The organism is Novosphingobium sp. BL-S-33 (assembly GCF_056857025.1).
The window spans coordinates 433,514-460,098 of the sequence record NZ_CM166474.1 but is presented as its reverse complement, the minus strand read 5'-3'; the positions used below and the strand labels follow the sequence as shown (position 1 = coordinate 460,098).

Below are 26,585 nucleotides of genomic sequence, written 5' to 3'. Positions count from 1 at the left end.
GCGGGGCCCCCGCCTTCGCGGGGGCGACGTCGTCTGGCCGGGATGGGGCCGGGTGAAACGACACCCGGCCCCATCCCCCTTACGCCAATTTCAGATGTAGATCGGCGAGCCCGCGAATGATGTAGCTGGGCTCGTATTCCACCCGGCGCGCGTCGGCGGGGCCGTGGTGGGCCTCATCGAGCATGATCGCCTGGGTCGCTGCGAGCAGGCATTCGAGCAGGACCGCCACTTCCGCGCGGGCAAGCTGCGCCCCGGCGCAAGTATGCGCGCCGCGTCCGAAGGCGAGGTGTTCCTTGATGCGTGGGCGGCCGATCACGAAAGCGGTGGGATCTTCCCAGCGGCGCGGATCGCGGTTGGCGGCCGATAGCGACACGACGATACGCTGGCCGGGCGCCACTTCCACGTCGCCGATCTTCGTGCGGCGCGCGGCGATGCGGAAGGTCGCCTTGGTCGAACCTTCGAGGCGCAGCACTTCTTCCAGAAACGGCCCGATCTTCGACGGATCCTCGCGCAGGAGCTGCTGGAGCGGCTGGTCCTCGGCAAGCCGCCGCAGTGCATTGCCGATCAGTTTCGCGCTGGTGTCCTGCCCGGCCGCGAACAGGAACATCGCGGACTTGACCACTTCCATGGCCTCCGGCGTCGAGCCGTCGGGGTAGGTGGCCAGCGCCATCTCGGTCATCACGTCGTCGCGCGGCTGGGCCCGGCGTTCGGCCACGTAGCGGGCGAAGTAGCCCGCCATCGCCAGCAGGGGATGGATCGACTGGCCGTCATTGCCGGCATCCATGTTGCCCGGAGGCGGCGCCGCGTCGATCAGGGCGCGGAACGCCTCGCGGTCTTCGGCGGGCACGCCCAGCAGGTCGGCAATGACCATGGTGACGAAGGGCGTGGCCACTTCGCCCACCAGTTCGCAGCTTCCGCGTGCCAGGATCTCCTGCACCATGTCCTGCGCATAGCTGCGCATGAAGGCGGCGTTCGCCTTGAGGCGCGACGGCACGAACAGCGGATTGAGCAGGGCCCGCGCGGCGGCATGGCGGTCACCGTCGTAGGACACCAGCAGTTCCATCTCGGTGCTGGGATGGCTGGCCAGCTGGGCCGCGATATCGTCGCTCTCGACCGGGAAGGGCAGCGGCGTCAGCGGATCGGGATTGAGCCACGAGGAGAAATCGCGCGCGTCCAGCAGCACTTCGAGCGCCTCGGCAAAGCCGGTGACAAGCAGGATGTCGCGGCCCGGCATGCGGCAGACCGGGCCGTGGGCGCGCAGGCGTTCGAAATAGTCGTAAGGGTCCAGCAGCACCGCGTGGTCGGTGAAATAGTCGGGTTCGGTGTCCAGAGTTGCCGTGGCCATGGCTTCGCTCTCCTGTCGCGGTGCAGATCGGAGTCGTCTGCATTTGTGATATACATTGGATCGTATTTGCCCGAGGCGTGCAGGTCAATCGGGCAATTGTCGCGCAATTGCTCTCGCAGGGCGTCTGCGCGCCCTTTACTGGCAGGCGATCCTGTCCCACATGCTGCGCATGACCAGCAGCAGCAGCGCCGCCATCTCCATCCGCGATCTCAAGAAGCGTTACGCCCCCGCCGGCAGCGGAGAGGGCAAGCTGGCGCTGAAAGGCGTGTCGTTCGATGTGCCTGAGGGCGGCATCTTCGGCCTGCTGGGCCCCAATGGCGCGGGCAAGTCCACGCTGATCAACATCATGGCCGGGCTGGTTCGCAAGACTTCGGGCACCATCGATATCTGGGGCTTCGACATCGACAAGCACCAGCGCAATGCCAAGCGCTCGATCGGCATCGTGCCGCAGGAGATCGTCTTCGATCCCTTCTTCACCCCGTTCGAGGTGCTGGAGAATCAGGCCGGGCTCTACGGCGTCGCCAAGGCCCTGCGCCGCAGCGAGGACCTGCTGCGCGCCGTCCACCTGATGGACAAGCGCGATGCCTATGCCCGCACCCTGTCGGGCGGCATGAAGCGCCGCCTGCTGATCGCCAAGGCGCTGGTCCATCAGCCGCCGGTGCTGGTGCTGGACGAGCCGACCGCAGGCGTGGACGTGGAGCTTCGCCGCCAGCTCTGGGAACTCGTCACCGAGCTCAACCACGAAGGTGCGACCATTGTGCTGACCACGCACTACCTCGAAGAGGCCGAGGAACTGTGCGACCGCATCGCCATCATCAACCACGGCGAACTGATCGCCAACAAGCCGACGCGCGAACTGGTCGGCATGGCGCGCGAGAAGATCATCGTGCTCACGCTCGACCGCGACATGACCGAACTGCCCAGCCACCCCGGCTTCGTGAAGTGCGAGAAGGCGGGCGAGCGCGTGCTCCAGATCACGTACGACAAGGACCGCGCCAATGCCGGTGAGATCCTTTCGGCCGTGCAGGCGCAGGGCTTCACCATCGTTGACGTGACCACGCGCGAGGCGGACCTTGAGGACGTCTTCGTCAGCCTGACGAGTTCCACGCAGGCGGCCTGATCGCGCTCTACCGTGCTGCACTGCAACATGATTGCCGGGCAAGCACGAATGCAAAGCTAATTATTGCGCATACTGCATAGTCTCGGCATGGAGCCGGCATGACCACGGATTCTGTCGCCGCTCCTGCTTATGACGTCATCGTCGTCGGTTCCGGCGCCGCCGGCCTGACCGCCGCGCTGGCGCTGGCCGAAAAGCTGAAGGTTCTCGTCCTTGCCAAGGGCAGCCTCACCGGCGGGTCGACCGCGTGGGCGCAAGGCGGCATCGCCGCCGTTCTCGACGCCGGCGACACGTTCGAGGAGCATGTGCGCGACACCATGATCGCGGGCGCCGGTCTGAACCGGGGCGAGACGGTCGAATTCGTGATCGAGCGCGCACCCCACGCGATCGAGCGGCTGATCGAACTGGGCGTGCCGTTCAACATGGAGGGCAATGCGCTTCACCTGACGCGCGAGGGCGGCCATTCGCATCGCCGCATCGTCCATGTCGCCGATGCCACCGGCTGGGCGGTGCAGAGCGCGCTGCTGAAGGCGGCGGAGGACAATCCCAACATCACCCTGCTGCCCGGCCAGTCGTGCATCGACCTCATCACCGGGCGGCACGAGCTGCGCTATTCGGGATCGGGCCGGGTCTGGGGCGTCTACGCGCTCGATGAGAAGACCGGCCGGGTGGAAGCGCATACCGCGCGTGCCACGATCCTCGCCACCGGCGGCGCAGGCCGCGTCTACCAGTTCTCGACCGCGCCCAGCGGCGCCACGGGCGACGGCATCGCGATGGCCTGGCGGGCGGGCGCGCGCGTCTCCAACATGGAGATGATGCAGTTCCACCCGACCTGCCTCTACAACCTCGACGTCAAGAACTTCCTCATCACCGAGGCCGTGCGCGGTGAGGGCGGGCGGCTGATCAACCCGCGCACCGGCAAGCGCTTCATGGAATACTACGATCCGGAGCGGCTGGAACTGGCCCCGCGCGACATCGTTGCCCGCGCCATCGATTCGGAGATCAAGCGCTTCGGCCTCGATTACGTCCATCTCGACATCAGCCACCAGCCCGAGGCGTTCGTGAAGGAGCACTTCCCGAACATCTACGAGAAACTGCTGGGCCTTGGCATCGACATGACCAGGGAGCCGATCCCGGTGGTGCCCGCGCAGCACTATACCTGCGGCGGCATTCTCATCGATCTGGACGGCAAGACCGATCTGCCCGGCCTCTATGCGGCGGGCGAATGCACCGAGAGCGGCCTCCACGGGGCCAATCGCCTTGCCTCGAACTCGCTGCTCGAATGCTTCGTCTTCGGCGAATCCTGCGCGGCGCATATCCTTGACCACTGGGACGCGTTCGACGCGCCGCCGCCGGTTCGGCCATGGGACGAAAGCCGCGTGACCGACTCGGACGAGGAAGTCGTCATCAAGCAGAACTGGACCGAGATCCGCCGCTTCATGTGGAACTACGTGGGCATCGTGCGCACTACCAAGCGGCTGGAACGCGCCATGCACCGCATCCAGATGCTCAATGGCGAGGTGGAGGAATACTACCGCCACTTCCGCGTCGCGACCGACCTGATCGAGCTGCGCAACCTGCTCCAGACGGCGGAACTGATCGTGCGTTCGGCGCTGCACCGGCACGAGAGCCGGGGGCTGCACTTCACGCTGGATTATCCGGTGACGAAAGAGGCGCCGCACGACACCGTGCTGGTGCCGTGAGACCGAGCGTCTGAAAGCAAACCTTCCATACTGACCCGTCATCCCCGCGAAGGCGGGGATCCCGCTTGTTCTTGCGGCGTGGCGAAAAGGCAGCGGGGCCCCCGCCTTCGCGGGGGCGACGGATTTCCGTTTGGACAGGTCGGGGCTAGGGGCGCCCTTCTCACATCCCGATATGCAGCGCGCGGCCGATGAAGATCAGCGCCATCGCGCCCAGTACCGAGGCCAGGCAGCCCGCGCGCTGGAAGCCGGGTTCGCCGCGCGTGGTGATGAGCCCGGCGGCGAAAGAACCCCCGATACCGAGCAGAATCGTCGCGACCCAGCTCATGTCCACAAAGCCGGGGTAGAGCCAGCGCGCCAGCACGCCGATGATAAAGCCGCTGATGATGGCGCCGATCAGGTTGATCATGGAATTGAATGTCCTCGAAGAATCGCGATTTCCAAAGCGTAGGAATGTCCGATGGCAGAGCGGTTGCAAGCCGTCATTCGGTAAAGTGCGATCCGGCACCGTCGAAGCGCAGCGAGAGGGGCGGCGGGAAGCCAGCGAGTCAGAGCGGACCGAGTAGACGGGGAAAACCCGCGCCAAGTCCCTAGACAGTCTGGAAAAGCCGTTTTGCGGCCTCTCATTTCGTCGCAAATGCGATTCGCTTCGTCGCCGTTTTATGTGGAAAAATTTTTGTGTCCACGGGCCCGATTGACCCTTGCGGGAATGGCCGATGAAGGAGTTCCCACGCGTCGCGATGGCTAGCGCGATGTAAACCCCCGCTCCGCAATTGACCTTGGGCACCGAACCCCCCACTTGCGTTGGAAACCAGAAAGGGCACTATGGGTTGTGGCGCGTCGGTCGCGGGGCATCTAGACCTAGGTATATCGTTCCTGGACCGGCGGGGGGTCGGTTGGAATGATTCCAGGCCCGGTGCAACGTTTTCAGGACTATTCGCGCCGGGGTCGGTCAGGGAATTTTGTTCTCTTTTTGTGCTGCCCGTGCTAGCCGGTTCGATCCCTCGTCCCGGCGACTCGCACGGATGATGCGGTCGGCTCCGATGTGAATTTGTGAACGCGCCATATGGCGCTTCGATGACGCCGATTTTGAAGCAACCGGGGGGCAAACGTGGATTTCAGGAACGGAAGCGACGCTGAAGTGAACAGCTCCGATGTGATGCAAGACGGCCAGGTGGAAATGCCCGGCTTTGAATTGACCAGTTTCGATATGACGGGCGGCAGTGCCGGAAAGGCACCCGCCCAGACTGCCGCCAACAAGGCTGCTGCCAATAAGACTGCCCCGAAGACGCCAAAAGCGAACAGGGTCACGAAACACGAAAAGGAGGCGGGCGTGAGCCCGGCAATCGCCATGGATAAGACCGATACCGCTTCGGCAGCACTGGTGGCCGACGCTCTCCTCGCAGCGGCCACCACGGCCGTCGCCGCGCCGCGCGTCAGTGATTCGAAGACGATCAACGCCCGCCGCTTCACCATCGTCACCGACGATGCGCGCGATGCGCTGCTGACCGATTTCGGCAAGGAAACGCTGGACGATCGCTACCTGCTGCCGGGTGAGAAGTATCAGGACCTGTTCGCCCGCGTGGCCGATGCCTATTCGGACGATCAGGACCACGCCCAGCGCATCTACGACTACATCTCGAAGCTGTGGTTCATGCCCGCCACCCCCGTTCTCTCGAACGGCGGCACCGGCCGCGGCCTGCCGATCTCGTGCTACCTGAACTCGGTGGACGACAGCCTCGAAGGCATTCTGGCCACCTGGACCGAGAACGTCTGGCTCGCCTCGCGCGGCGGCGGCATCGGCACTTATTGGGGCAACGTGCGCGGCATCGGTGAGCCGGTCGGCCTCAACGGCAAGACCAGCGGCATCATTCCCTTCGTGCGCGTGATGGATTCGCTGACCCTCGCGATCTCGCAGGGTTCGCTGCGCCGTGGTTCGGCCGCCTGCTATCTCGACGTTTCGCACCCGGAGATCGAGGAGTTCCTCGAAATCCGCAAGACTTCGGGCGACTTCAACCGCAAGGCGCTGAACCTGCACCACGGCGTGCTGCTGACCGATGAGTTCATGGAAGCCGTCCGCGACGGCACGGACTTCGATCTGCGCAGCCCCAAGGACGGTTCGGTGCGCGGCACTGTCCACGCCCGCTCGCTGTTCCAGAAGCTGGTGGAGGTCCGCCTCGCCACCGGTGAGCCCTATCTGGTGTTCTCCGACACCGTGAACCGCACGATGCCCAAGCATCACCGCGATCTCGGCCTCAAGGTTTCGACCTCGAACCTCTGCTCGGAAATCACGCTGCCCACCGGCCGCGACCACCTTGGCAACGACCGCACGGCCGTGTGCTGCCTCTCCTCGCTCAACCTGGAAACCTGGGAAGAGTGGAAGGGCGAAAAGCGCTTCGTCGAAGACGTGCTGCGCTTCCTCGACAACGTGCTGCAGGACTATATCGACCGCGCGCCGGACGAGATGGCCCGTGCCCGCTACTCCGCCGCGCGTGAGCGTTCGGTCGGCATGGGCGTGATGGGCTTCCACTCGTACCTCCAGAAGCGCGGCATCGCCTTCGAAAGCGCGATGGCCAAGGCGCTGAACATGCAGATGTTCCAGCACATCGCCGCCAAGGCGGACGAAGCCTCGCTGCTGCTGGCCCAAGAACGCGGCGCCTGCCCGGACGCGGCCGACATGGGCGTGATGCAGCGCTTCAGCTGCAAGATGGCGATCGCGCCCACCGCGTCGATCTCGATCATCTGCGGCGGCACTTCGGCCTGCATCGAGCCGATCCCGGCGAACATCTACACCCACAAGACGCTCTCGGGTAGCTTCGTGGTGAAGAACCCCTACCTGCAGAAGCTGCTGGCCTCGAAGTCGAAGGACTCCACCAATGTGTGGAACTCGATCCTCGAACACGGCGGCTCGGTCCAGCAGCTCGACTTCCTCAGCCCCGAGGAAAAGGCGATCTACAAGACCAGCTTCGAAATCGACCAGCGCTGGCTGCTCGAATTCGCGGCCGACCGTACGCCCTACATCGATCAGGCACAGTCGCTGAACCTGTTCATCCCGGCGGACGTGGACAAGTGGGACCTGATGATGCTGCACTTCCAGGCCTGGGAGAAGGGCATCAAGTCGCTCTACTACCTGCGCTCGAAGTCGGTGCAGCGCGCGGGCTTCGCAGGCTCGGGCGGCGTCGAGGCGGACAATACGCCCGAAGCACCCAAGTTCGAGATCGGCGAGACGACCGACTACGACGAGTGCCTTGCCTGCCAATAAGGTAGGCTGACAGGATCACCGAGAGACGGCTCTCCGGCTTTGTGCTGGAGGGCCGTTTTCCTTTTGGAAGAACAAGAAGAAAAGCAGGGGAGCATGGCCCCCCTGCACCCCCATTACCGTCTAGGTCACGCGGACCAACAGCGTTGCTCGCCCATGGCGGTGTCGGGAGACATGAATGGCCTTCGGCCGCAGGGGGCGGACGACAGTTCTGTACGCGCGACGTGGACACGATGCGGGTCTGGGGGATCATCCCCCAGGACTTCCTTTTTCTTCTTCTTCCAACTCCTTCTGACCTAAATCTGTCATTCCCAAGGCCTAGCCCGGCCTCGGGAAACGCCTGCAAGGACACTCGCCGATGATCGACAGCCGCATGTCTCGCCGTTCGCTGGTCGGTGCCGGATTGGGCGTCGGGCTGGCCGCGGGTTTCGCGCCGGAGGTTCTGGCGGCGCCCGCGAAAGCGCGTCCGGCCAAGCCGCTAGTGATCGGCCATCGCGGCGCTTCGGCATGGCGGCCCGAGCATACGCTGGGTTCTTATGCCAAGGCGATTGCCGACGGGGCGGATTTCATCGAGCCCGATCTGGTCAGCACCAGGGACGGTGTGCTGATCGCCCGGCATGAGAACAACATCGCCGAGACCACGGACGTATCCGTGCGGCCCGAGTTCGCCGCGCGCAAGGCGACCAAGACCGTCGATGGCGAGCAGGTGACCGGCTGGTTCACCGAGGATTTCACGCTGGCGGAGATCAAGACCCTGCGCGCGAAGGAGCGGCTGGGCCCGCTGCGGCCGGAAAGCCGGTCCTTCGACGGCAAGTTTCAGGTCGTGACGTTCGAGGAGATCGCCGATTTCGTCGCCGCCGAGTCCGCCGCGCGCGGGCGGGTGATCGGGGTGATTCCCGAACTCAAGCATTCGACCTATTTCGCCGGGATCGGGCTGCCGCTGGAGCAGCGCTTTCTCGACCGGCTCCACGCCAGCGCCTATCTCCAGTCCGCGCCGGTGATCGTGCAGAGTTTCGAGATCGCCAATCTCAAGTGGCTGCGGCCGCGTCTGGACGGGCTGGGCAATGTCCAGCTTCTGCAATTGACGATGCCGGGCACGATGCGTCCGGCCGATGGCGTGGCCAAGGGCTCGGGCCCCACGTTCGACGAGATGCACAGCGATGCCGGTCTGGCCGAGATGGCGACGTATGCCGACTGGGTTTCGCCCTACAACATCGCGCTGCTGGGGCGGGACAAGGACGGGAAGCTGCTGCCGCAGGGAACCGGGCTTGTCGAGCGCGCTCATGCCGCCGGGCTGCTGGTTTCGACCTGGACGTTCCGTCCGGAGAATTATTTCCTGCCCACCGACCTGCGGAATGCGGCCGGGCCGACCGCGCGCAATCCGGCGGGCTCCATCGCGGAAATCCGTCGCTATCTGGCGCTGGGGATCGACTCGTTCTTCACCGACGATCCGGCGATTGGCCGTCAGGCGGTGGACGGGCGGGGCTGATACGAAGGCAGATCCGTACTGAATGGCTGCCAGGTTCCGGCACGCTCTTCAGGATCCTGGAGGGTTAGCTGGCCCATTCCCTCCCACTCCGCTCATCCTGAGCTTGTCGAAGGATATGGGATCAGCGCCCCGTCTCCGGAGGCTTCGACAAGCTCAGCCTGAGCGGGTTGGGAGGTAGGCAGGTTGATTGGGAAGTGGTGATGGCTGTTTTGGCGCCTGGCAGGATCGCGCGGAATGGCCGGATTTGGGAAGATGCGAAACTTCCTCCTCCTTCTCCTCATCCACGTCATCCTGAACTTGTTTCAGGATCCATCTAGCCACCCGCGCTGCGCTTTGATCGGCAACGCGCGCCCTCACGCCCTTCCTGTCGCCGTTCGGAATGGCCCGCGAAATGGATCCTGAAACAAGTTCAGGATGACGATTTGGGGGTAACTACCGTTCCTCCATCGTCATTTCAGCTTCCGCAATGGCGGCGCGTCCGGACCGGCGGCTTTTGGCGGCGAAGTCGCGCTCGGCGGTCGTTGGAATCAAAAAAAAGGCAGGGAAGCCTTCGCTCCCCTGCCTTTCCTCGAAATCCGGCGTCCTGCTCAGAACTTGTAGTTCGCCATCAGCCCGAAGTAGTTGCCGTTCTTGCCGCCGTTCTGCTGGAACGAGTTGCTGGCGGCGAAGTAGGTTTCCCAAAGGCGGAACGCCATCCGGTCGGTGACCTGCCACGAGGCTTCGAGGTTGAGGTCGGTACCGATCGTGCGGCTGCCGGCGTAAGGCGCGAAGCTGGCGCCCGAGGGGCCGATGTAAATGCCGTCTCCCTCACGCGCGCGCCACAGGAAGTCCGGGCCCGCCATCACGGTGATCGCCGGGGTCGGCTTGATGGTGACCGAGGGGTAGAGGTCCATCAGGTTGGAGAAGGTGAAGAACGCAGCCTCGCTGATCAGCGGCAGGCGAGCGGCAGCGGGGACGAACGTGCCCACCTTGTTGTCGGTCAGGTCCTTGTCGCCGCTGAAGTAGTTGGCGCGCAGGCCGACGCGCGGCTTCATCGCCGTCTCGCCGAAAGTGTAGCCGCCTTCGAACATCGTGCCGAAGGCCTTGATGTCCTTGCCGATGAAAGTGCCGCTCTGGTAGGTGCTCTCAAGATCGAGGTCCCAGTGCGGACCGCGCTTCCACAGGCGGCCGCCCCAGTTGTTGCGGTCGTCACGGCCGACACCGGCGGCCAGCGTCGCCCGCTCGCGGTCCATCTCGTACCAGTAGATGTCGGTGCCGAAGCCGGCGATGCGGTTCGGGGCGCTGATGTAGACGCCGTGGAAGTCGATCGCGTGGTTCGGGCCGTCGTCGAAGGTGCCCGGATCGATCTGGATCGGCTTCACCGCGAACATGTCGACCGAGACCTTGCCCGGCAGGATGTAGGTGGCGCGTATGCCCTGATAGGTGAAGCGCATGTTCAGGCCTTCGCGCACGCCCACCAGCTTGCCATTGCCCAGCGGCATTTCGAAGCGGCCGGGGCGGAAGGTGATCTTGCCGGCCTTGCCCAGCGGCACCGTCACGTCGACGAAGGCCTGGTAGATGTCCACCTTGTCGCGGTTGGGCACGGTGGGGAACTGCTCGCCGAACTCGCGGTTGTCGCCCAGTTCGAGGTAGGCGCGCAGGTTCGGGCCGACATGCAGGTCCGCCAGCAGGCGCAGGCGCGACTGGACCGGATCGTTGTTGTCGTTCGGCTTGAGGCCGAGCGACGAGTGATTCCAGTCGGTGTAATAGACCCGGGCTTCGCCGCCGAGCGTCAGGTAGACGTCGTCATTGGCGATCGGGATGTGCTTGATCTTTTCCAGCAGCGGCGCGTTGGCGTCCGGCCGCTTGGACCAGTCCTCGGTCCAGCGGATGTTCTGCGGCAGGCCCGCAGGACCGGGGCGGCCGCCGGGGACGGCCTCGGCCGGGCGCGACTGCGACTTGGCGGGGCGAATACCCGGAGGGGCCTGGGTGGAAAGGGTGCCGCTCTCGTCGGTCTTGGCGGTGTCGGGCGGAACCGACTGCGCCAGTGCGGGATCGAAAGCGAAAGTTGCCGCAGCGGCAGTGCCGCAGGCAAGCAGGGTCAGGGCGCGGGGGCGCATGGTGAAAAATCCTCTCTGGAGCATGCTTCTAATTTAGATGGGTGACGGCCGGCAGGGGGCCGACCGTTCCCATTCTTTTGGTTTCGGGCCGTCAGGCGACTGCATTCTCGCGGTAACGGACCATCGAAAGAATGACACCGGCAACCAGCGTACCGCAGGCCAGCGTCATGGCGACGGGCGCGAGGCCCCAGCCTGCATTGAACAGCAGGCCTGCCGCAATCGGGCCGAACGCGGCGCCCGCACGGCCGACGCCGATCACCAGTCCGGTACCGCCGCCGCGCAAGGCGGCAGGGTAGCTCTGGGCGATCACCGCATAGAATCCGGCGATGGCCGCATTGGTGAAGAAGCAGGCGATGCAGGCGATCAGCGAAAGGCCGCCAAGCGTCGTGAAGCCCTGTCCGAACATGGCGACGGCAATCGCGCCGAGGACCATGGAGCAGACCACCAGCGGGCGAATGCCGATCTTCTGGCTGAGCAAGCTGACCGTGACAGAGCCGATGGCGCCGCCCACATTGGCCCAGACCAGCACGCCGCCCGCCGATGCCGGCGCAAAGCCGAGGTCGACGACGATCTTCGGAATCCACTTCACCAGGAAGTAGAAGGTCATCATGTGGAAGAAGCAGACGGCGGTCAGCATGATCGTCACGCTGGCAAGGCCCGGCGCGAAGAGCGCGGCAACGCTGGTGCGTTCCTTGACAGGATCGGCGGGCGGCAACGTGTCCAGCGGCTGGCGGTTCTGAAGGACCAGCGTGCGGTTGATCTTCTTGAGCGCGCCGGCGGGGCGCTTGAGCAGCAGGAAGGCCATCGTCTCGGGCACCAGCCAGAGCACCAGCGGGATGAAGCAGGCGGTCACGATGGCGCCGAATTCGAAGACCGATTGCCAGCGGCCGGTCGCGGCGAGCAGCCCGGCGGCGACCGAGCCGCCGACGATGGCGCCCATCGGATAGCCGCCCGCCATGATCGCGACGGTGAGGTTGCGGCGGCGTGCGTTGGAGCATTCGGCAACGACCGCATTGGTGGCGGCGAGCATGCCGCCGATGCCAAGGCCGGTGAACAGGCGATAGACCGAAAGGACCGGCACGCTATTGGCGGTGGATGCCATGAACATGCCGATGCTCATGATGACGAGGCAGGCGAGCAGCATGGGGCGGCGGCCGACGCGGTCGGCAAGGCTGCCCAGCACGAATGCGCCGATGCCCATGCCGAACAGTTCCATCGACAGCACCAGGCCCAGTGCGGCACGATCGATACCCCAATCCTTGGAAATGCCGGGCGCGGCAAAGCTGATCGACAGAACATCGAAGCCGTCGAGGGCGTTGAGCGCGGTTGCGATGCCGACGGCAATGACCTGCCGGTAATGCATCGGTTCGCGCGCAATTATGGCGCGGGGGTCTTCCATGCACTTCTCCTGTAGTTCCGCTGCCGCTTGTCTTGCTCTTCAGGCGCGGTCGTATTTGTTGTCTCAGGGCGGTTCAGCCGTCACGGGCCGGTGCCCCCACCGAATATGTGCGCTGCTGGTCGCGGGTCTTCATGGAGTCCTCAAGCGTCTCTCTACGCATTGAGGCACAAATGCGCAGATTGGATAGCCCCGAAACTGCCGCCGGTTTCTCCGGCCCGAAGGAGATTGCGCCGCTGGGAATCGGCCCCTGCCGATTGCGGCGGCAGACAAGATACTGTTCTTCCGTGGTAAGTTTTGAGGCGGTGAGGACGGCCTGCTCGTCGGCGCGGAAGCCGGCTCGGGCGGCGGGGGCCACCGGCGAGTGGAGCGCGTGGTTGAGGCGATAAGCTTTGGTGCTGCGGTCAAGCACAGCGAGAAACGAGCGTTCGATTCGCTCTGCGTGCGCCGACTGCTCGTCCATGCGGGCTGTCCTTTATCCGCATCCGTTCCTATGCGGCGCGGTCCCGGATGTGCTGGAGCCCACCGATCCTGCCGCTTTTGTCCTTTTTAGCACACAGCGACGCGGAGACGCAGAAAGATCGTGCTGCGCCGCCGTCTCTGCGTGGATCCAGAACAGCGGGGCCCCCGCCTTCGCGGGGGCGACGAAGTTCTTTGGGAGGGGGAGGGGATTTAGTCGATCGCTCCGCCATTTTGCGGTGCGGGATCGCGTCGGAGTATTTGGTTGAAGCGGCGGGCGGGCAGCAAAAAGGGCGCCGACAGCATGTGCTGCCGGCGCCCTTTTCATTCGGTCTTCAGGGACGCGCGCCGGTCAGCGGGAAAGTGCCGAAAGGCCCATTGGCGTTCTCCCCGGTCATCCGGCCGTCCTTCACGGTCACGTCGTAGCTGACCGTGATCGGCATCGGCATCGAGGCCTTGCCCTCGAACTTCGCGCGGCCGTCCTTGATTCCGCCCGCGACGTTGACGGTGCCTTGCTCGGCGCTGACCTTGCCGGTCACCACGTTGCCGTTCACTGTCAGGTCCATCACGGCCTTTTGCGGGCCGACCGGGGTCTGGATCACGATGGCCCACTTGCCCACGAAGTCCTGCGGCTTGGCGGTGCTGGCCGCGGCCGCCTTGGCCTTGTCCAGCAGCGCCTGTTTCTCGGCAGGAGCCGCCTGAGCGCGGGCCCGCAGGTAGAAGCGGATCGTCTCCAGATCGCTGTCCGAAATGTCCGCGAAGGGCGGCATGCCGTTCATCTTCAGCCCGCCTTCCTTCACGACCTGCCGGAACGTCGCTGCATCGGTGATGATCGGCGAGTAGCGGAGGTCGGGCGCGGCGCCGCCGCCCACGGCGTTCCAGCCGTGGCAGACGATGCAGGCCCGGGTCCCGAACAGCATCGCCCCTGCCTGCGCTTTGGCGAGGTCAGGCTTGAAAGTGGGATCCTGCGGCGGGGTCGGCTCGACATAGGTGTAGGGCGGGATCGTGTCCGTGCCATTGAGCGCGAACGTCAGCACCCGGCGCGGCAAGCGATAGTCGGTGCGATAGGCCGCGTTGCCGAGCGACTGCATGCCCGCACCCTGACCGCCCGCGCCGGTGATGACAGTGACGTACTGCTTGCCGTTCATGCGATAGGTGATCGGCGCGCCGACGATCGGGCTCTCGGTCTTGAACGACCAGAGTTCCTTGCCGGTCTTCGCATCGCGGGCGACGAACTTGCCGTCCACTTGCCCTTCGAACACCAGCCCGCCGCCGCTGGCCATCACGCCGCCGGGCCAGGTGCCGGGCAGTTCAACTTCCCAGGCCAGCGTCTGCGTTACCGGGTTCCAGGCGCGCAGGAAGCTCTTGTGGCCGCCGGGCAGCTCGACTTCGGGGATCAGCGTGACGCCCATGCCCTTGCTGATCTCGCCGCCGCCGTTCTGACCGTCACCGATCAGCGCGCCCATCTCCAGCACCGGGATATAGACGAGGCCGGTCTGCGGGCTGTAGGCCTGCGGCATCCACGAATGCGCGCCAGTCGGCCCCGGCCACATCTCGAACATGCCGGGCTTGCCGGCATAGCGAATGCCGGGGTTTTCGACCGGGCGGCCGGTCTTTTTGTCGACATGATCGGCCCAGCTCACCTTGGCGATCTTCTCGGCGGAGATGAATTCGCCGGTCTTGCGGTCGATTACATAGAAGAAGCCGTTCTTGGGCGCCTGCATCAGCACCTTGCGGTCCTTGCCGTCGATCTTCAGCGTCGCCAGCGACATATCGGTGGTGGCGGTACAGTCCCACTGCTCGCCCGGGCAGACCTGATAGTGCCACTTGTATTCGCCGGTATTCGCATCGACCGCGACGATCGAGGCGAGGAACAGGTTGTCGCCACCACCGGGGCTGCGCAAGTTCTGGTTGTAGGGGAAGCCGTTGCCGATGCCGAGGTAGATCATGTTGAGTTCGGGATCGTAGCTGAACGCGTTCCACGCGGTGCCGCCGCCGCCGCGCCGGGTGCCGTCGGGGTTCTTCCAACCGCTCGGCCATGTCTTGCGCATGACCGCTTCGGCCTTCTGGTTGACGGGCGAAACCTCGTCCCCCGGCGTCGTGTAGAACCGCCAGGCGAGCTTGCCGCTCTTCTCGTCATAGGCCGAGACGAAGCCGCGCGCGGGGCTGATGTCCGCGCCGCCGAAGCCGACGATGACCTTGCCGCCGAACACGCGCGGCGCGCCGTTGGAGTTGCGCGGGGCCTGATCGGGATAGTCGTAGGTCTTCCACGCTTCCTTGCCGGTCTTGGCGTCGAGCGAGATCACGTAGCCGTCGGTGGTGACCAGGAAGACGTGGCCCGCGTCATAAGCGATGCCCTTGTTGCCCCAGTTCATCTGCAAGGCCGACTTCGCGCGCTCTCGCGTGCCGCCGTCATATTCCCACAATTGCTTGCCGGTCACCGCGTCGAGCGCGCGGATATGCGAGTGGCCGCTGGTGAGGAAGACTTTGCCTTCCGCCATCAGCGGGGTGCTGGCGGTGTAGCCCGGCTCCAGGTCGGCATGCCACGCCAGCTTGAGATTGCCGACCGTGTCGGTGTTGATCTCGTCCAGCGGCGAATAGTGCGTCTCACCCGGCGTGCGGCCCCAACTCGGCCATTCGTCGGGATCGGCGATCATCCCCTGTTCGATGGTCTGCGCGGGTTTGTGGCAGGCTGACAGCGCCAGAGGCGCGAGCACCGCAAGGGCAATGCGCAGCGCGGCGGTAGCGGGACGTGCGTTCAAGGCTTCTTCCCCGGATTGTCTTTGTCTTTTCGGGACAAGGGCTATCAGCCGCGCGCCGCCTTGGGAAGAGTTGCTATACTGAGTGTATCATATCTTGAGGTCCTTCATCGCCCACGCGAAAGGCCCCGACCCTCCGCGCGAATGTTTCGCATGGAAAACCGGGGCCCTCGGGCATCAGACACCCAGGGGATTCAGCGGGTGCCAGTGCCCATGGGGATGGGGGTGCCTTCCTTCAGATAGACGCGATTGTCCTCGATCCGGTCGACATTATCGAAGGCGATGAAGTGGTGGGCACCGTCGGAACTATCGGACCGGGTCAGCTTGATCTGGTCATCCTTCACCTCGTCGATAGTGCCGACATGTTGGCCGCCGGCATCGGCGACTTCCATATGCTCACGAATGCGTAGCTTCTCGAACATGAGACGTTCTCCCGAATTTTTGCGTGTGATGCAGGAAGAACGGGTGGGCTTGAGCCTTCGTTCCGTCACTGGTCCGAGCGGGGCCACGGTTCGTGGAGTCCAAGCAAATTGGGCCTGCTAGAGTCTCTTTTGGAAAATGCCCATTGGGCATTTTCGGCGCGGCACCGGCCCACTCCCCACCCGACCACCCACGAGTGTATCCTGATGGGAGGTCGGGGGGGGGGAGTGGGCCGGTGCCGCGAAATTCGCCTTCAGCGAATTTCCAAACAGTCGGCCCTGCGACAATTTGCGGCTTGAGAAGGCGCGGCGCCCGCGCTTTTTATCCGCGCTTCTTTCCGGTGCGACCAATCCACAGAGACGGGGACATATTCGACCATGCGCAAATGGCATCGCTGGCTTTCGATCTTTTTCGGCATCTTCATTCTCTGGATCGCGGTCACCGGCGTCCTGAGTCAGGTCGCGGCGCTCTGGCCCACCGGACAGACGGCGGCCGAGGCGAAAGCGGCTGCCACGCCGCCGCCGGGATTCGTCTGCCCCGAAGGCTGGCGCTGCATGCCGCCGCGCCCGGAAGGCGGCCTGCGCTCGATGGTGGGGCTGTTCCACCACCTGCATTCGGGCGAGACGTTCGGCCCGATCGGCACGCTGATCTCGGTGCTTTCGGGGCTGGCGCTGATGTTCTTCTCGTTCTCGGGGATCTGGCTCTACGTGCAGATGTGGCGTTTCCGGAACAGGCGGGAACTGGCGCCGCGCTGGTTCTGGAAATGATCGGTCACAGGTCTGCTTGAAAGAGCGCCGGAAGCCATTCCGGCGCTCTTTTCATCTCAGGGTTCCGCGCCCAGCCCGAACGTGGCGTCCCCGCGCGGCGCGAGCAAGATCCGCTCACCATCGATGCCGTCGATCTCGCTCACCGTGATGAAGGGGTGCCCGGCTTCGGCCAGCAGGACTTCCTGACCGTCCACCCTATCGACCACGCCGAGCACGGCACCTTCGGCATCGATCACGGTCATGCCCTTGCGCACGAAACCGGATTCGGTGGGCCAGGAGGTTTGTCCGTCATCGCTCATAAAATGTCCTCCAAAGGCCGTCATACCGGCTTGCAAGGCCCGCAATCTCGCGCGATCCGGCGAGTCGCGCAATCACCTCTGGTCTACCAGTGCTAGCGTCCCCATATTGGCGGAGGCGCAATATGTGCGCACACGGCTGTTGGTAACTCGCCGGAGCGCCTCCACAGGTCAGGTGTTTTTTGGTTATCTGGCGATCTTGCTTCGGCCATCGTGCTGCAAGCGAAGTGTTTTCGTCCCGGAACCCGCGCCGCGCCGTCATCGGCGCTTGGCGAATCGTTCCGGGCCGCCATGTGAATCGCGCACCGGAGTTGTCCGCCCATGTCCCTTCTCGAAGCCCGCAAGACCTACAAGCCCTTCGAATATCCATGGGCCTATGACTTCTGGAAGACGCAGCAGCAGATCCACTGGCTGCCCGAGGAAGTGCCGCTGGGCGAGGATTGCCGCGACTGGGCGCAGAACATCTCGGAGCATGAGCGCAACCTGCTCACCCAGATCTTCCGCTTCTTCACGCAGGCCGACGTGGAAGTGCAGGATTGCTACCACGAGAAGTACGCGCGCGTCTTCAAGCCCACCGAGATCAAGATGATGCTCACCGCCTTCTCCAACATGGAGACGGTGCACATCGCCGCCTATTCGCACCTGCTCGACACCATCGGCATGCCCGAGAGCGAATACGGCATGTTCCTTGAGTACGAGGAACTGAAGGCCAAGCACGACTACCTGCAGAAGTTCGGCGTCGACAACGACGAGGATATCGCCCGCACTCTCGCCATGTTCGGCGGCTTTACCGAGGGCGTGCAGCTCTTCGCCAGCTTCGCGATGCTGATGAACTTCCCGCGCTTCAACAAGATGAAGGGCATGGGCCAGATCGTCTCGTGGTCGGTGCGCGACGAATCACTGCACTGCGAAGGCATCATCAAGCTGTTCCACGCCTTCTGCGCGGAGCGGAATTGCCTGACCAAGGCAGTGAAGGACGACATTGCCGATCAGTGCCAGACCACGATCCGTCTGGAAGACAACTTCATCGACCTCGCCTTCGAACTCGGCCCGGTTCCGGGCATGACGCCGAAGGACATCAAGAAGTACATCCGCTACATCGCCGACTGGCGCCTTGGCCAGCTGGGCCTGAAGCCGATCTACCTGATCGACGAGCACCCGCTGCCCTGGCTTCAGCCGCTGCTCAACGGTGTGGAGCACGCCAACTTCTTCGAGACCCGCGCGACGGAATACTCGAAGGGCGCGACCCGCGGCGATTGGAACACCGTGTGGTCGAACTTCGATTCGCGTCGCAAGGTGAAGGCCAACGATGTCGATGTGGTCGAGGAACACTCGGAACCGGACATGTTCGGCGGCACGCAGGCGGCCGAGTAAGGCGCGCCGTTTTTGGCGATGCAGACGCCCGATAGGGATGACGCGTTGCCCATTCCACGGCTTCGTCGCCCCCGCCCTTCGGCTGGCCGGCAGGCCGGCCGCTCAGGATGAACTGCCCGGAGGGCAGGCGGGGGCCCCGCTTCTTGTGGACCTCTCGGCTCTACGCAAGAGAAGCGGGATCCCCACCTTCGCGGGGATGACGCGTTTTTGGGGCAGGCTTCGCGACATCGTAGCTGACGGATTTGGCCGTACAGCCCGGGCCTCTTTGCGGTTGGCTCCGTACGCCGGGGCGTTACCGCTTCGGAAACCCCGCATCACCGGCATGCGGGGTTTTGCTTTTCCGCTTCCTCAGCACCAGTTGCGGCGATAGCCGATCCAGCGCTCGGCCAATCCCTCGTCCACCAGCACCAGACCAAGGCTGTGGCCGCCGCGCGTAATGACGCGCAGTTGGCGGCCGTAGCGGTCGGTATCGCGACCATCGTTCCAGGGTTCGAGCGAGAAGGGACCCTGATTGAGCAGCTCGGTCATCCGCGCCGTGGCCCGCGCGCCGAGTGCGGCTTCCTGCGGGCAGGACGGCTCGCTCGTTTCGGGCGCATTGATGTCGGCGATGCGGATCTTCTTGCCTTCGTACCAGATGGTGTCGCCATCGACGACGCAGGTACGGCGCGCGCGGCCGTGGCAATGCGCGAAGTGGGCGGCGTCGGTATCATGCACGGTGGCGGCGAAGGGGAGCCGGACGGACGGTGCGCCGGGCCAGAAGTACACCCCCGCCGCAATGGCGAGCGGGGCCACGATCCAGATCGGCGACAGACGCAGACGGCGCGACCTTGGAGGCGCCTTCGGGCGCGTATAGCCCTGCTGCGGATCGCGGGCCCCGGCGATAGGGATCACATTGGAACGGCGACGAAAAAACATGATTCACGCAATGAGGGCTGGGTCAGGTCCCGTATTCGCGCGCTTCGGTTTCGTCAAATTCGCCCCGGCAAGTGCGGATCAGGCTGTCCAGTTCGGCGCGGTGGAAGGCGTGTGTCAGCCGGACACCCAGTATGCCGCCCTCGGTCCAGCGCACGCGCCCCTCGATCGGCGGTGCCCCATCGACCTTGATGATCACTTGATCCGCGATTTCGAGCGCGACGACATTGCTCTGGCCCGCGTCGGACAGGCAGCCGATGCGGCAGCCCTCCTGCGAAAGTTCGACAAGCAGGCCGCTGCCGATGCGGCGGCCTTCGTGATGGATTGTTGCCTTTCGGCGTACGGCGAAGCGCTGATGGGCGCTGTATCTCAACACTCTCACAGGCGGCGCCCCCCGGTCTTCCGATCCTGACTCGAACTTTATTGCTCCGAATCGAGCGTGATCCTCTATGATTACCAATTGGTTACCGCGACTTGCTCGATGCGGCAATAAGATTGAATTTATCAGCCCAGAATCTCATAAATACGGCCGATCCAGCTTAGCAGATAGGCCAGGAACGCCAGCGGCAGCACGATGTGGAAGCGGCGGTTGGATGTCCACGCGGCCAGCAGGAACAAGGCGGCGCAGACGGTCAGCCGGATCGGGTATTCGGGGCCCAACGCCTTGAGATAGGCCGTTCCCTTGATCGAAGTGTCGATCCAGTCGGCCGCGCAGACGGCCACCAGCAGGCCGAAGAACCAGACGCGCCGGGACAGGAAGTAATCCTCGTAGCCGGCGTAATCGTCCATCCACTCGGGAAACAGCAGGCTGGCCAGCAGGTAATGCAGGAAGGCGTAGCCTAGGACGAAGGTGAACAGTTCGAAGCGCCAGACGGTGATGCGGTCCAGCGCGAACTCCCACCACCAGAAGTGGACGGTCATCACCAGAATCACCGCCACCCATGCCAGATGCGCGGGATAGAGCGGACGCCGCCGGGGGTGCTGGACGATGCCCGAAATGCCGGACAGCAGACGGGTAAGCGCCAGACCGAGGACGACGCCCACCAGCACGCGAACGTGCAGGAAGACCTCGCTTGATGCGGCGCCGTGGCCCATCGCTAGCGCTCCCGGTGGCGGCTTTCGCTCAGACCGTCCAGGTGCCGGGATTGGGCATGGGCAGATGCTTCTGCGCGTTGAGCAGGCTCATCACGCAACGCACGATCACCAGCACGCCCACGGCCGCCAGCACCAGCAGGCCGATCACCACGATCAGCAGCAGGCCGCCGATGATCGAGCCGATCAGGCCGATCCAGAACGTGTTGATGAGATACTGATAATGCGAAGCCTGCCAGTCTCCGTCCCCGGTCGCCTCGCCCCGCCAGACATAGGCGAGCACGATGCCGACGATGGCGGTAACCCCGGTCACGCAAGAGGCCAGATAGAGCAGGGCGATGATGGTCGGGTGGTTGAATTCGAAACCGGAACCCGAGGTGCTGCGGTCGAGATCGTCCATGATGCTCTCCCTGTATGGTCCGGGCATGATGGCCCAAGGCGGAATGCTGCCCCTATTGCCAACCCGGCGCAAGTGATGTTTCTCAAAGGGATATAGGGCCTGTCACCGGAGCGATCACTAAGGGCACCGGCATTTCGGTGCTGGTCTTGCGGCAGGTCCGGGTTACCACAGGCGTCGCACGGCCGCCACGTCAGGGCACGGAAGCGCGGCCGGAAACGAGGGGGAGAGAGGCCGTGACCGAGATCGTGATCGAGACGCGCAGCGGAACAGTGTCCGGCGTTGGGGAGCCGGGGCTGACGCGCTTTCTGGGCATTCCCTATGCGAAGGCGGGACGCTTCGAGGCGCCGGGCCCGGTTCCGCCATGGCAGGGCGTGCGCGCGGCCGACCGCTTCGGGCGCCAATGCCCGCAGCAGTTCGGCGGCAAAGTCCGCCGCGATGTGCTGGAGAGCGAGGTCTATGGCGAGGATTGCCTCTACCTCAATGTCTATTGTCCCGAGGGCGGGGCACCAGAAGGCGGTGTAGGGGGCCCGAAACCGGTCATGGTCTGGATCCACGGCGGCGCTTTCCTTGCGGGCGGGGCCAATTCCTATGACGCTTCCCGGCTGGCGCGCGAGGGCGACATCGTGGTCGTCACCATCAATTACCGGATCGGCGTGCTCGGCTTTGTGAACTTCGGCGATGCGCTGGGAATCCCGGCGATCCCGTCCAATCTCGGCCTGCGCGACCAGATCGCGGCGCTGGAATGGGTGCGTGACAATATCGCCGATTTCGGCGGCGATCCGGGCAAAGTGACGATCTGCGGCCAGTCCGCGGGGTCGATGTCGGTCTCGCTGCTCCTGCTTTCGCCCCTGGCGCGCGGGCTGTTCCATGGCGCCGTGATGCAATCCGGCGCGGTCAGCCTGATCCATGATCGCGAGCGGTCGATCCGCGACGCAAGGCGCTTTGCCGAAGTTCTGGGGCTGGACCAGTCGAGCCTGCAGCGCCTCAAGTCGATGGATATTGCCGAGCTGATGGAAGGGCAGACCGCCGTCGGCAAGCAGTTGAAGAACGCCATTCCCGCCGCGCCCTGGTACGACGGGGATGTCCTGCCTGCCTCGTTCGAAGCGGCGCTTGCGTCTCCGGCTGCGCCGGTTCCGTTGCTGGCCGGTGCCACGCGCGATGAGGTGCGGCTGTTCGACGTGATGCCGGGGGACATCCTGCCCACCAAATGGCCGGATCTCGAAGCCTTGTTGCACGATCAGTTCGAGCCCGAACAGGCCGCGCGCATTCTCGCCGCTTATCCGCGCAGCCGCAAAGGGCGGATCGCGCTGGGGTCCGACCTCACGTTCATGATGCCCACCCGCCACTTTGCCGAGCGGCATGCCCGGCACAGCCCGACGTGGTTCTACCGGTTCGATTATTCCCATCCGCTGGTCGGCCCCACGCACGGGCTCGATCTTACGGTGTTCTGGCCTTTCAGCGGGCTCAAGATGGCGCTTGTTCGGGGCGGTCCAGATAGCGGCCGCCGGGCCGAGCTGGGGCGGCGGATGCGTTCGCATGTGGCGCATTTCGTGCGGCACGGCGATCCGGGCGACATGTGGCCGCGCTATGAGGAGACGGCGCGCAAGGTGCGGATCTATGACCTTGCCGACCGTTTCGAGGCGAACCCGGAGGCGGAACGCTATGTGGTCTGGGCCGGGCGGGATGTGGAGCCGGGGCGGGGGAAGTAGGGCGGCAGGGCTGCACTTTCCCCACAGAGCCTCGTCATCCCCGCGAAGGCGGGGATCCCGCTTGTTCTGGCGGCGTGGCGAAAAGGCAGCGGGGCCCCCGCCTTCGCGGGGGTGACGGAGTGCGTTGGGAGGGGCAGCCTCAACCGCCCGGTCGAGGGTCTGAGGCGCCTGTCAGTTCAGCCCAAGGAACAGCCCGGCCAGCGCCGCGCTCATCAGGTTCGAAAGGCTGCCCGCGCAGAGCGCGCGCACGCCAAGGCGGGCGATGATCGGCCGCTGGTTGGGCGCCAGGCCGCCGGTCACCGCCATCTGGATCGCGATCGACGAGAAGTTCGCAAAGCCGCAGAGCGCGAACGTCACCACGGCAACCGTGCGCGGCGAAAGCGCGGTCATGTGGCCAAGGTCGATGAAGGCGACGAACTCGTTGAGCACGATCTTGCTGCCGAACAGGCTGCCTGCCTGCAATGCCTCATGCCAGTCGGGCGTGGCGAGCAGGTAGAAAATCGGCGCGAAGACATAGCCGAGCAGGCCCTGGAACGTTACGTCGGCAAAGCCGAACATGCCGCCGACCCAGCCGACGATGCCGTTGGCCAGCGCGATCAGCGCGACGAAAGCCAGGACCATCGCGCCGACGGCGACAGCCAGCTTCACACCGGTCTGCGCGCCTTGCGAGGCGGCCATGATGATGTTGGCGGGCTTTTCCTCGTCATGCTCGACGGCTTCGGGCTCGTCGATGTGGACGCCGGGCAGATGCGTCACATCGGCGCGGTTGAGCGCCGCGGCGGCGGCACCGGCAGGTGGCAGGGTGCTTTCATGCACGTCCGCCTCGTCCCCGACCGGGCGCGGATCGGGCATGATCATCTTGGCCATGAAGATGCCCCCCGGCGCCGACATGAATGCGGCGGCGACGAGGAAGTCGATGCGGATGCCCATCGAGGCATAGGCGGCCAGGATTGTGCCCGCCACGCCCGCAAGGCCCACGCTCATCACGCAGAACAGCTGCGAAGGATTGAGCGAGGCAAGGTAGGGGCGGATCACCAGCGGGGCCTCGCTCTGGCCCACGAAGATGTTGGAGGCCGCGCAAAGGCTTTCCACCTTGCTGATCCCCGTCACCTTCTCCAGCGCGCCGCCGATCCAGCGGACCACCAGCGGCATGATCTTCAGGTAGTAGAGGATCGAGATCAGCGAGGCGAAGAAGATGATCACCGGCAGTGCCGAGATCGCGAAGCTGTGGCCGCCGATCTCCGGGCTGGCGAGCGGGCCGAACAGGAAATCGACGCCCGCATGCGCGAAGCCGAGCAGGCTCTGGACGCCGGACGCCGCGCCGCCCAGCATGTCCTTGCCGAACGGGATGTAGAGCACGAACGCGGCGAGCCCCGCCTGCAAGGCGAACGCCGCACCCACCACGCGCAGGCGGATTGCCTGGCGGTTGGTGGAAAGAAGAAAGGCGGCGGCCATGATGAGAACGATGCCAAGCAGGCTGTAGGCGACGTGCATCGTCCCCATTTCTCCGAAAAATGTGCTGAATCTGTGCGCAAACCTAAAGGCGCACTTTCGTGACGGCTAGTGCAATTGTTTCGCGCCCGTTAGAGCATCGTCATGGAACCGCAAGCCCCAGTAAGCGCGCAATCCCGCGCTGTGACGATCCCCCGTTCGATGTTCGTGTACATGCCGCTCTATGGCGGGCTGGTCGTGCTCGCGGGGGTTCTGGGGATCAAGATCGCCTCGCTGGGCCACTGGCCGGTGGTGGGCAATCTGGCGGTGGAATCGGGGATCTTCGCCTTCCTCCTGCTGGTCGTGCTGTCCAGCGCGGTGGCCGAACTGCACGGCACGGTCGTTGCCAACCGTCTGGTGCGCTTCGGTTTTATCCCGCTGATCGTTTCGATGAGCTTGTTGACGCTGGTGATCCACGTGGTTCCGCCCGCCCCGTTCTGGCAGGATCAGGAGGCCTATGCCCGCCTGTTGGGGCAGGGCGCGCGCATGCAGTTTGCGGGGCTGGTTTCCTACGGCGTGTCGCAGACCCTCAACGTCACCGTGTTCGCGCGCCTTGCCGCCGGGCGCGAGGGCAGCATGCTGATGCTGCGCGCGTGGATTGCCAGCCTGTTGTCGCAAGTGGTCGATACGCTGATCTTCATCACGATCTCGTTCGCGGGCGTGCTGCCGCTGTGGTCGATCATGGAAGGGCAGATCATCTCCAAGGTGCTGCTGTCCACGATCATGGTGCCGCCGTTCATCTGGCTCTTCGTGAAGCTTGGCCGCAAGCTGGATGGCGTATAAGATTGCGGTGAAATAATCGGTCTTTCGGGGCCGGAAACGGGTTTTAATTCTGTGCGAGGGGTCTAAAGCGCCTCCATGCCGAATCCGCACGATCCCGCCATGCTCTCGAAGGCCGAGACGCTCGTCGATGCGCTGCCCTACATGCAGCGTTATGCCGGTCGCACGTTCGTCGTGAAATACGGCGGCCATGCCATGGGCGATCCCGAACTGGCGCGAGATTTCGCGGAAGACGTGGTCCTGCTCAAGGCCGTCGGCATCAACCCCGTGGTCGTCCACGGCGGCGGCCCGCAGATCGGTGCCATGCTCAAGACCATGGGCGTCGAATCGCGCTTCGTGGACGGGCTTCGCGTTACCGACAAGGAAACCGCCAAGGTCGCCGAAATGGTGCTCTCGGGCGTCATCAACAAGGAAATCGTCGGCTGGATCGCCGAAGCCGGTGGGAAGGCCATGGGCATTTCCGGCAAGGACGGCGGCCTCGTTACCGCGTCCAAGGTCCAGCGCACCGCCAAGGATCCGGACAGCAATATCGAACGCGTCGTCGATCTCGGCTTCGTGGGTGAGCCTGCGCGAATCGACATCGGCGTGATCGAGACGATCTCGGCTGCCGGGATGATCCCGGTGATCGCCCCGATCGCGCCGGGCGAGGATGGCCAGACTTACAATATCAACGCCGACACCATGGCCGGCGCCATCGCCGCTGCCCTCGGCGCCGCGCGGCTGTTCCTGCTGACCGACGTGCACGGCGTGCTCGACAAGCAGGGCGAACTGCTGACCGACCTCAGGCCCGCCGATATCAAGGTGCTTCAGGAAGACGGCACGATCTCCGGCGGCATGATCCCCAAGCTGGAGACCTGCGTCCACGCGGTCGAGGCCGGGTGCGAGGCGGCCGTCGTGCTTGACGGGCGGGTTTCGCATGCCATGTTGCTGGAAATATTCACGCAGGAAGGCGCCGGTACGTTGATCCGGGCCGGCTAGCTCTTCCCGCAGCAGGGGAACCTCCGGCAGAAAGGCCCATTCTATCAAGATGCGTACCAGATTCGTTCTCACCAGTGCCGTTCCGGCCTTCATGCTCCTGCTTGCAGCCTGCAACCAGCAGCCGGCCGCCGAACCGAGCGGGGGGGCAAGTCTGGATACGAGCGAGGCCGCCGTCGTCGAGGACACGCCCGGTGACGATGCCACGGCCGCGGGCAGCCCCGCGATCAAGCTCGACGCCGATGCGCTGAACGAGCGCCGCGATCCCGAGCGTCTGCTGCGCTTCTACACCAATGCCCTGCGCGCCGGTGACTGGGCTTCTGCCGCCCGCGCCTGGAGCCTGGATGCGCAGATGACGCCGGAGAAGCTCGCCAAGGAATTCGGCGGCGATGCCAGCCCGAAGATCGCGGTGGGCAAGGGCGACGTCGAAGGCGCCGCCGGTTCGCTCTATTACGAAGCACCGCTGGTGATCGACTTTGCCGACGGCCGTCCCTCGCGCCGGGGCACCATCGTCCTGCGCCGCGTCAACGACGTGCCGGGGGCGAGCGAGGAACAGCTCAACTGGCGGATCGAGCGCACTTCGACGCTACCCTGACCTGCAAGAACGCGCTGCCGGGCCCATCGCGGCCCGGCGCGAAACCGGTATTGGTCGATCCGCGTCCCACCGTGGTGGACGCGCCCTTGCCCCGGCGCGGCCTACTCGGCTATCAGCGCCTGAGAATATGCTGGAAAGTCCGCAATTCGCG

At 64.7% G+C, this 26,585-nt stretch carries 23 protein-coding genes; 10 read left to right on the top strand and 13 right to left on the bottom strand.

Features of this window, described 5'->3' with window-relative positions; translation table 11 throughout:
• Positions 1–79 precede the first annotated feature (79 nt).
• Complete coding sequence (locus AC1VVM_RS02130) at positions 80–1,345, bottom strand: cytochrome P450 (protein ID WP_482955722.1); 1,266 nt, start codon at positions 1,343–1,345, stop codon at positions 80–82.
• A 169-nt stretch (positions 1,346–1,514) separates the two neighbouring features.
• Here AC1VVM_RS02130 and AC1VVM_RS02125 point away from each other — a divergent pair, with 169 nt between their 5' ends.
• On the top strand, positions 1,515–2,465 hold the full coding sequence (locus AC1VVM_RS02125; protein WP_132390604.1) for an ABC transporter ATP-binding protein: 951 nt from the start codon (positions 1,515–1,517) through the stop codon (positions 2,463–2,465).
• A gap of 98 nt (positions 2,466–2,563) precedes the next feature.
• Complete coding sequence (gene nadB / locus AC1VVM_RS02120; protein WP_132390103.1) at positions 2,564–4,165, top strand: L-aspartate oxidase; 1,602 nt, start codon at positions 2,564–2,566, stop codon at positions 4,163–4,165.
• A gap of 160 nt (positions 4,166–4,325) precedes the next feature.
• On the opposite strand, the gene AC1VVM_RS02115 is transcribed toward nadB, so the two are convergent.
• Entirely contained in the window at positions 4,326–4,571 is a 246-nt protein-coding gene (locus tag AC1VVM_RS02115) for a GlsB/YeaQ/YmgE family stress response membrane protein (RefSeq protein WP_482955721.1), read from the bottom strand.
• 942 nt (positions 4,572–5,513) lie between these two features.
• Between AC1VVM_RS02115 and AC1VVM_RS02110 the strand changes: the two genes are divergently transcribed.
• Both AC1VVM_RS02110 and AC1VVM_RS02105 read left to right on the top strand, forming a co-directional pair.
• A complete protein-coding gene (locus AC1VVM_RS02110; protein WP_243652706.1) occupies positions 5,514–7,424 on the top strand; it encodes a ribonucleoside-diphosphate reductase subunit alpha in 1,911 nt (636 codons plus the stop codon).
• 355 nt (positions 7,425–7,779) lie between these two features.
• Positions 7,780–8,910: a glycerophosphodiester phosphodiesterase gene (locus AC1VVM_RS02105; protein WP_482955720.1), complete on the top strand. Its 1,131-nt coding sequence runs from the start codon at positions 7,780–7,782 to the stop codon at positions 8,908–8,910.
• 587 nt (positions 8,911–9,497) lie between these two features.
• Here the strand turns inward: AC1VVM_RS02105 and AC1VVM_RS02100 are convergent.
• The 5 genes from AC1VVM_RS02100 to AC1VVM_RS02080 form a co-directional block, all read right to left on the bottom strand.
• Positions 9,498–11,009, bottom strand: a complete 1,512-nt coding sequence (locus AC1VVM_RS02100; protein ID WP_482905044.1) for an alginate export family protein — start codon at positions 11,007–11,009, stop codon at positions 9,498–9,500.
• A 91-nt stretch (positions 11,010–11,100) separates the two neighbouring features.
• Positions 11,101–12,408 carry an MFS transporter gene (locus AC1VVM_RS02095; RefSeq protein WP_132390115.1) on the bottom strand — a complete coding sequence of 436 codons (1,308 nt, stop codon included), beginning with the start codon at positions 12,406–12,408 and terminating at the stop codon, positions 11,101–11,103.
• 73 nt (positions 12,409–12,481) lie between these two features.
• A complete protein-coding gene (locus tag AC1VVM_RS02090; RefSeq protein ID WP_482955719.1) occupies positions 12,482–12,868 on the bottom strand; it encodes a hypothetical protein in 387 nt (128 codons plus the stop codon).
• A 331-nt stretch (positions 12,869–13,199) separates the two neighbouring features.
• On the bottom strand, positions 13,200–15,626 hold the full coding sequence (locus AC1VVM_RS02085; RefSeq protein WP_482955718.1) for a PQQ-dependent dehydrogenase, methanol/ethanol family: 2,427 nt from the start codon (positions 15,624–15,626) through the stop codon (positions 13,200–13,202).
• Positions 15,627–15,817: 191 nt separating this feature from the next.
• Positions 15,818–16,045 (bottom strand): DUF2171 domain-containing protein, encoded by a 228-nt coding sequence (locus tag AC1VVM_RS02080; protein WP_132390119.1) that lies wholly within the window; start codon positions 16,043–16,045, stop codon positions 15,818–15,820.
• Between the two features lie 375 nt (positions 16,046–16,420).
• Here AC1VVM_RS02080 and AC1VVM_RS02075 point away from each other — a divergent pair, with 375 nt between their 5' ends.
• Positions 16,421–16,810 carry a PepSY domain-containing protein gene (locus tag AC1VVM_RS02075; RefSeq protein ID WP_132390121.1) on the top strand — a complete coding sequence of 130 codons (390 nt, stop codon included), beginning with the start codon at positions 16,421–16,423 and terminating at the stop codon, positions 16,808–16,810.
• A 56-nt stretch (positions 16,811–16,866) separates the two neighbouring features.
• Here the strand turns inward: AC1VVM_RS02075 and AC1VVM_RS02070 are convergent, their stop codons facing one another.
• Positions 16,867–17,109, bottom strand: coding sequence for a DUF2171 domain-containing protein (locus tag AC1VVM_RS02070; RefSeq protein ID WP_243652682.1), 243 nt, complete (start codon positions 17,107–17,109; stop codon positions 16,867–16,869).
• 318 nt (positions 17,110–17,427) lie between these two features.
• Here AC1VVM_RS02070 and AC1VVM_RS02065 point away from each other — a divergent pair, with 318 nt between their 5' ends.
• Complete coding sequence (locus AC1VVM_RS02065) at positions 17,428–18,480, top strand: ribonucleotide-diphosphate reductase subunit beta (RefSeq protein ID WP_132390125.1); 1,053 nt, start codon at positions 17,428–17,430, stop codon at positions 18,478–18,480.
• 348 nt (positions 18,481–18,828) lie between these two features.
• On the opposite strand, the gene AC1VVM_RS02060 is transcribed toward AC1VVM_RS02065, so the two are convergent.
• The 4 genes from AC1VVM_RS02060 to AC1VVM_RS02045 all read right to left on the bottom strand — a co-directional run bounded on the left by AC1VVM_RS02060 (position 18,829) and on the right by AC1VVM_RS02045 (position 20,884).
• Entirely contained in the window at positions 18,829–19,395 is a 567-nt protein-coding gene (locus tag AC1VVM_RS02060; RefSeq protein WP_482905040.1) for a thermonuclease family protein, read from the bottom strand.
• Positions 19,396–19,417: 22 nt separating this feature from the next.
• Positions 19,418–19,774, bottom strand: coding sequence for a PilZ domain-containing protein (locus AC1VVM_RS02055; RefSeq protein WP_482905039.1), 357 nt, complete (start codon positions 19,772–19,774; stop codon positions 19,418–19,420).
• Between the two features lie 122 nt (positions 19,775–19,896).
• Positions 19,897–20,487 (bottom strand): hypothetical protein, encoded by a 591-nt coding sequence (locus AC1VVM_RS02050; protein WP_482955717.1) that lies wholly within the window; start codon positions 20,485–20,487, stop codon positions 19,897–19,899.
• 28 nt (positions 20,488–20,515) lie between these two features.
• The gene (locus AC1VVM_RS02045; RefSeq protein WP_132390135.1) at positions 20,516–20,884 is read right to left on the bottom strand and encodes a DUF4870 family protein; all 369 of its coding nucleotides are present in this window, start codon (positions 20,882–20,884) and stop codon (positions 20,516–20,518) included.
• A gap of 233 nt (positions 20,885–21,117) precedes the next feature.
• Between AC1VVM_RS02045 and AC1VVM_RS02040 the strand changes: the two genes are divergently transcribed.
• Positions 21,118–22,593, top strand: coding sequence for a carboxylesterase/lipase family protein (locus AC1VVM_RS02040; protein ID WP_482955716.1), 1,476 nt, complete (start codon positions 21,118–21,120; stop codon positions 22,591–22,593).
• 171 nt (positions 22,594–22,764) lie between these two features.
• Here the strand turns inward: AC1VVM_RS02040 and AC1VVM_RS02035 are convergent, their stop codons facing one another.
• Complete coding sequence (locus AC1VVM_RS02035) at positions 22,765–24,087, bottom strand: NupC/NupG family nucleoside CNT transporter (protein ID WP_482905035.1); 1,323 nt, start codon at positions 24,085–24,087, stop codon at positions 22,765–22,767.
• Between the two features lie 102 nt (positions 24,088–24,189).
• Here AC1VVM_RS02035 and AC1VVM_RS02030 point away from each other — a divergent pair, with 102 nt between their 5' ends.
• The 3 genes from AC1VVM_RS02030 to AC1VVM_RS02020 all read left to right on the top strand — a co-directional run bounded on the left by AC1VVM_RS02030 (position 24,190) and on the right by AC1VVM_RS02020 (position 26,434).
• On the top strand, positions 24,190–24,867 hold the full coding sequence (locus tag AC1VVM_RS02030) for a queuosine precursor transporter (RefSeq protein ID WP_482955715.1): 678 nt from the start codon (positions 24,190–24,192) through the stop codon (positions 24,865–24,867).
• A gap of 75 nt (positions 24,868–24,942) precedes the next feature.
• Complete coding sequence (argB, locus tag AC1VVM_RS02025) at positions 24,943–25,842, top strand: acetylglutamate kinase (RefSeq protein ID WP_132390144.1); 900 nt, start codon at positions 24,943–24,945, stop codon at positions 25,840–25,842.
• Between the two features lie 49 nt (positions 25,843–25,891).
• Positions 25,892–26,434: a hypothetical protein gene (locus tag AC1VVM_RS02020; protein ID WP_482955714.1), complete on the top strand. Its 543-nt coding sequence runs from the start codon at positions 25,892–25,894 to the stop codon at positions 26,432–26,434.
• Positions 26,435–26,585 lie beyond the last annotated feature (151 nt).

What these genes read in the sequence shown, in the direction of transcription:
- AC1VVM_RS02060 (WP_482905040.1), bottom strand. Translation starts at nt 19,395, where the DNA reads ATGTTTTTTCGTCGCCGTTCCAATGTGATCCCTATCGCCGGGGCCCGC.
- AC1VVM_RS02080 (WP_132390119.1), bottom strand. Translation starts at nt 16,045, where the DNA reads ATGTTCGAGAAGCTACGCATTCGTGAGCATATGGAAGTCGCCGATGCC.
- AC1VVM_RS02050 (WP_482955717.1), bottom strand. Translation starts at nt 20,487, where the DNA reads ATGGGCCACGGCGCCGCATCAAGCGAGGTCTTCCTGCACGTTCGCGTG.
- AC1VVM_RS02130 (WP_482955722.1), bottom strand. Translation starts at nt 1,345, where the DNA reads ATGGCCACGGCAACTCTGGACACCGAACCCGACTATTTCACCGACCAC.
- AC1VVM_RS02105 (WP_482955720.1), top strand. Translation starts at nt 7,780, where the DNA reads ATGATCGACAGCCGCATGTCTCGCCGTTCGCTGGTCGGTGCCGGATTG.
- AC1VVM_RS02075 (WP_132390121.1), top strand. Translation starts at nt 16,421, where the DNA reads ATGCGCAAATGGCATCGCTGGCTTTCGATCTTTTTCGGCATCTTCATT.
- AC1VVM_RS02020 (WP_482955714.1), top strand. Translation starts at nt 25,892, where the DNA reads ATGCGTACCAGATTCGTTCTCACCAGTGCCGTTCCGGCCTTCATGCTC.
- AC1VVM_RS02110 (WP_243652706.1), top strand. Translation starts at nt 5,514, where the DNA reads ATGGATAAGACCGATACCGCTTCGGCAGCACTGGTGGCCGACGCTCTC.
- AC1VVM_RS02045 (WP_132390135.1), bottom strand. Translation starts at nt 20,884, where the DNA reads ATGGACGATCTCGACCGCAGCACCTCGGGTTCCGGTTTCGAATTCAAC.
- AC1VVM_RS02090 (WP_482955719.1), bottom strand. Translation starts at nt 12,868, where the DNA reads ATGGACGAGCAGTCGGCGCACGCAGAGCGAATCGAACGCTCGTTTCTC.
- AC1VVM_RS02065 (WP_132390125.1), top strand. Translation starts at nt 17,428, where the DNA reads ATGTCCCTTCTCGAAGCCCGCAAGACCTACAAGCCCTTCGAATATCCA.
- AC1VVM_RS02115 (WP_482955721.1), bottom strand. Translation starts at nt 4,571, where the DNA reads ATGATCAACCTGATCGGCGCCATCATCAGCGGCTTTATCATCGGCGTG.
- AC1VVM_RS02070 (WP_243652682.1), bottom strand. Translation starts at nt 17,109, where the DNA reads ATGAGCGATGACGGACAAACCTCCTGGCCCACCGAATCCGGTTTCGTG.
- nadB (WP_132390103.1), top strand. Translation starts at nt 2,564, where the DNA reads ATGACCACGGATTCTGTCGCCGCTCCTGCTTATGACGTCATCGTCGTC.
- AC1VVM_RS02030 (WP_482955715.1), top strand. Translation starts at nt 24,190, where the DNA reads ATGGAACCGCAAGCCCCAGTAAGCGCGCAATCCCGCGCTGTGACGATC.
- argB (WP_132390144.1), top strand. Translation starts at nt 24,943, where the DNA reads ATGCCGAATCCGCACGATCCCGCCATGCTCTCGAAGGCCGAGACGCTC.
- AC1VVM_RS02035 (WP_482905035.1), bottom strand. Translation starts at nt 24,087, where the DNA reads ATGCACGTCGCCTACAGCCTGCTTGGCATCGTTCTCATCATGGCCGCC.
- AC1VVM_RS02125 (WP_132390604.1), top strand. Translation starts at nt 1,515, where the DNA reads ATGACCAGCAGCAGCAGCGCCGCCATCTCCATCCGCGATCTCAAGAAG.
- AC1VVM_RS02095 (WP_132390115.1), bottom strand. Translation starts at nt 12,408, where the DNA reads ATGGAAGACCCCCGCGCCATAATTGCGCGCGAACCGATGCATTACCGG.
- AC1VVM_RS02100 (WP_482905044.1), bottom strand. Translation starts at nt 11,009, where the DNA reads ATGCGCCCCCGCGCCCTGACCCTGCTTGCCTGCGGCACTGCCGCTGCG.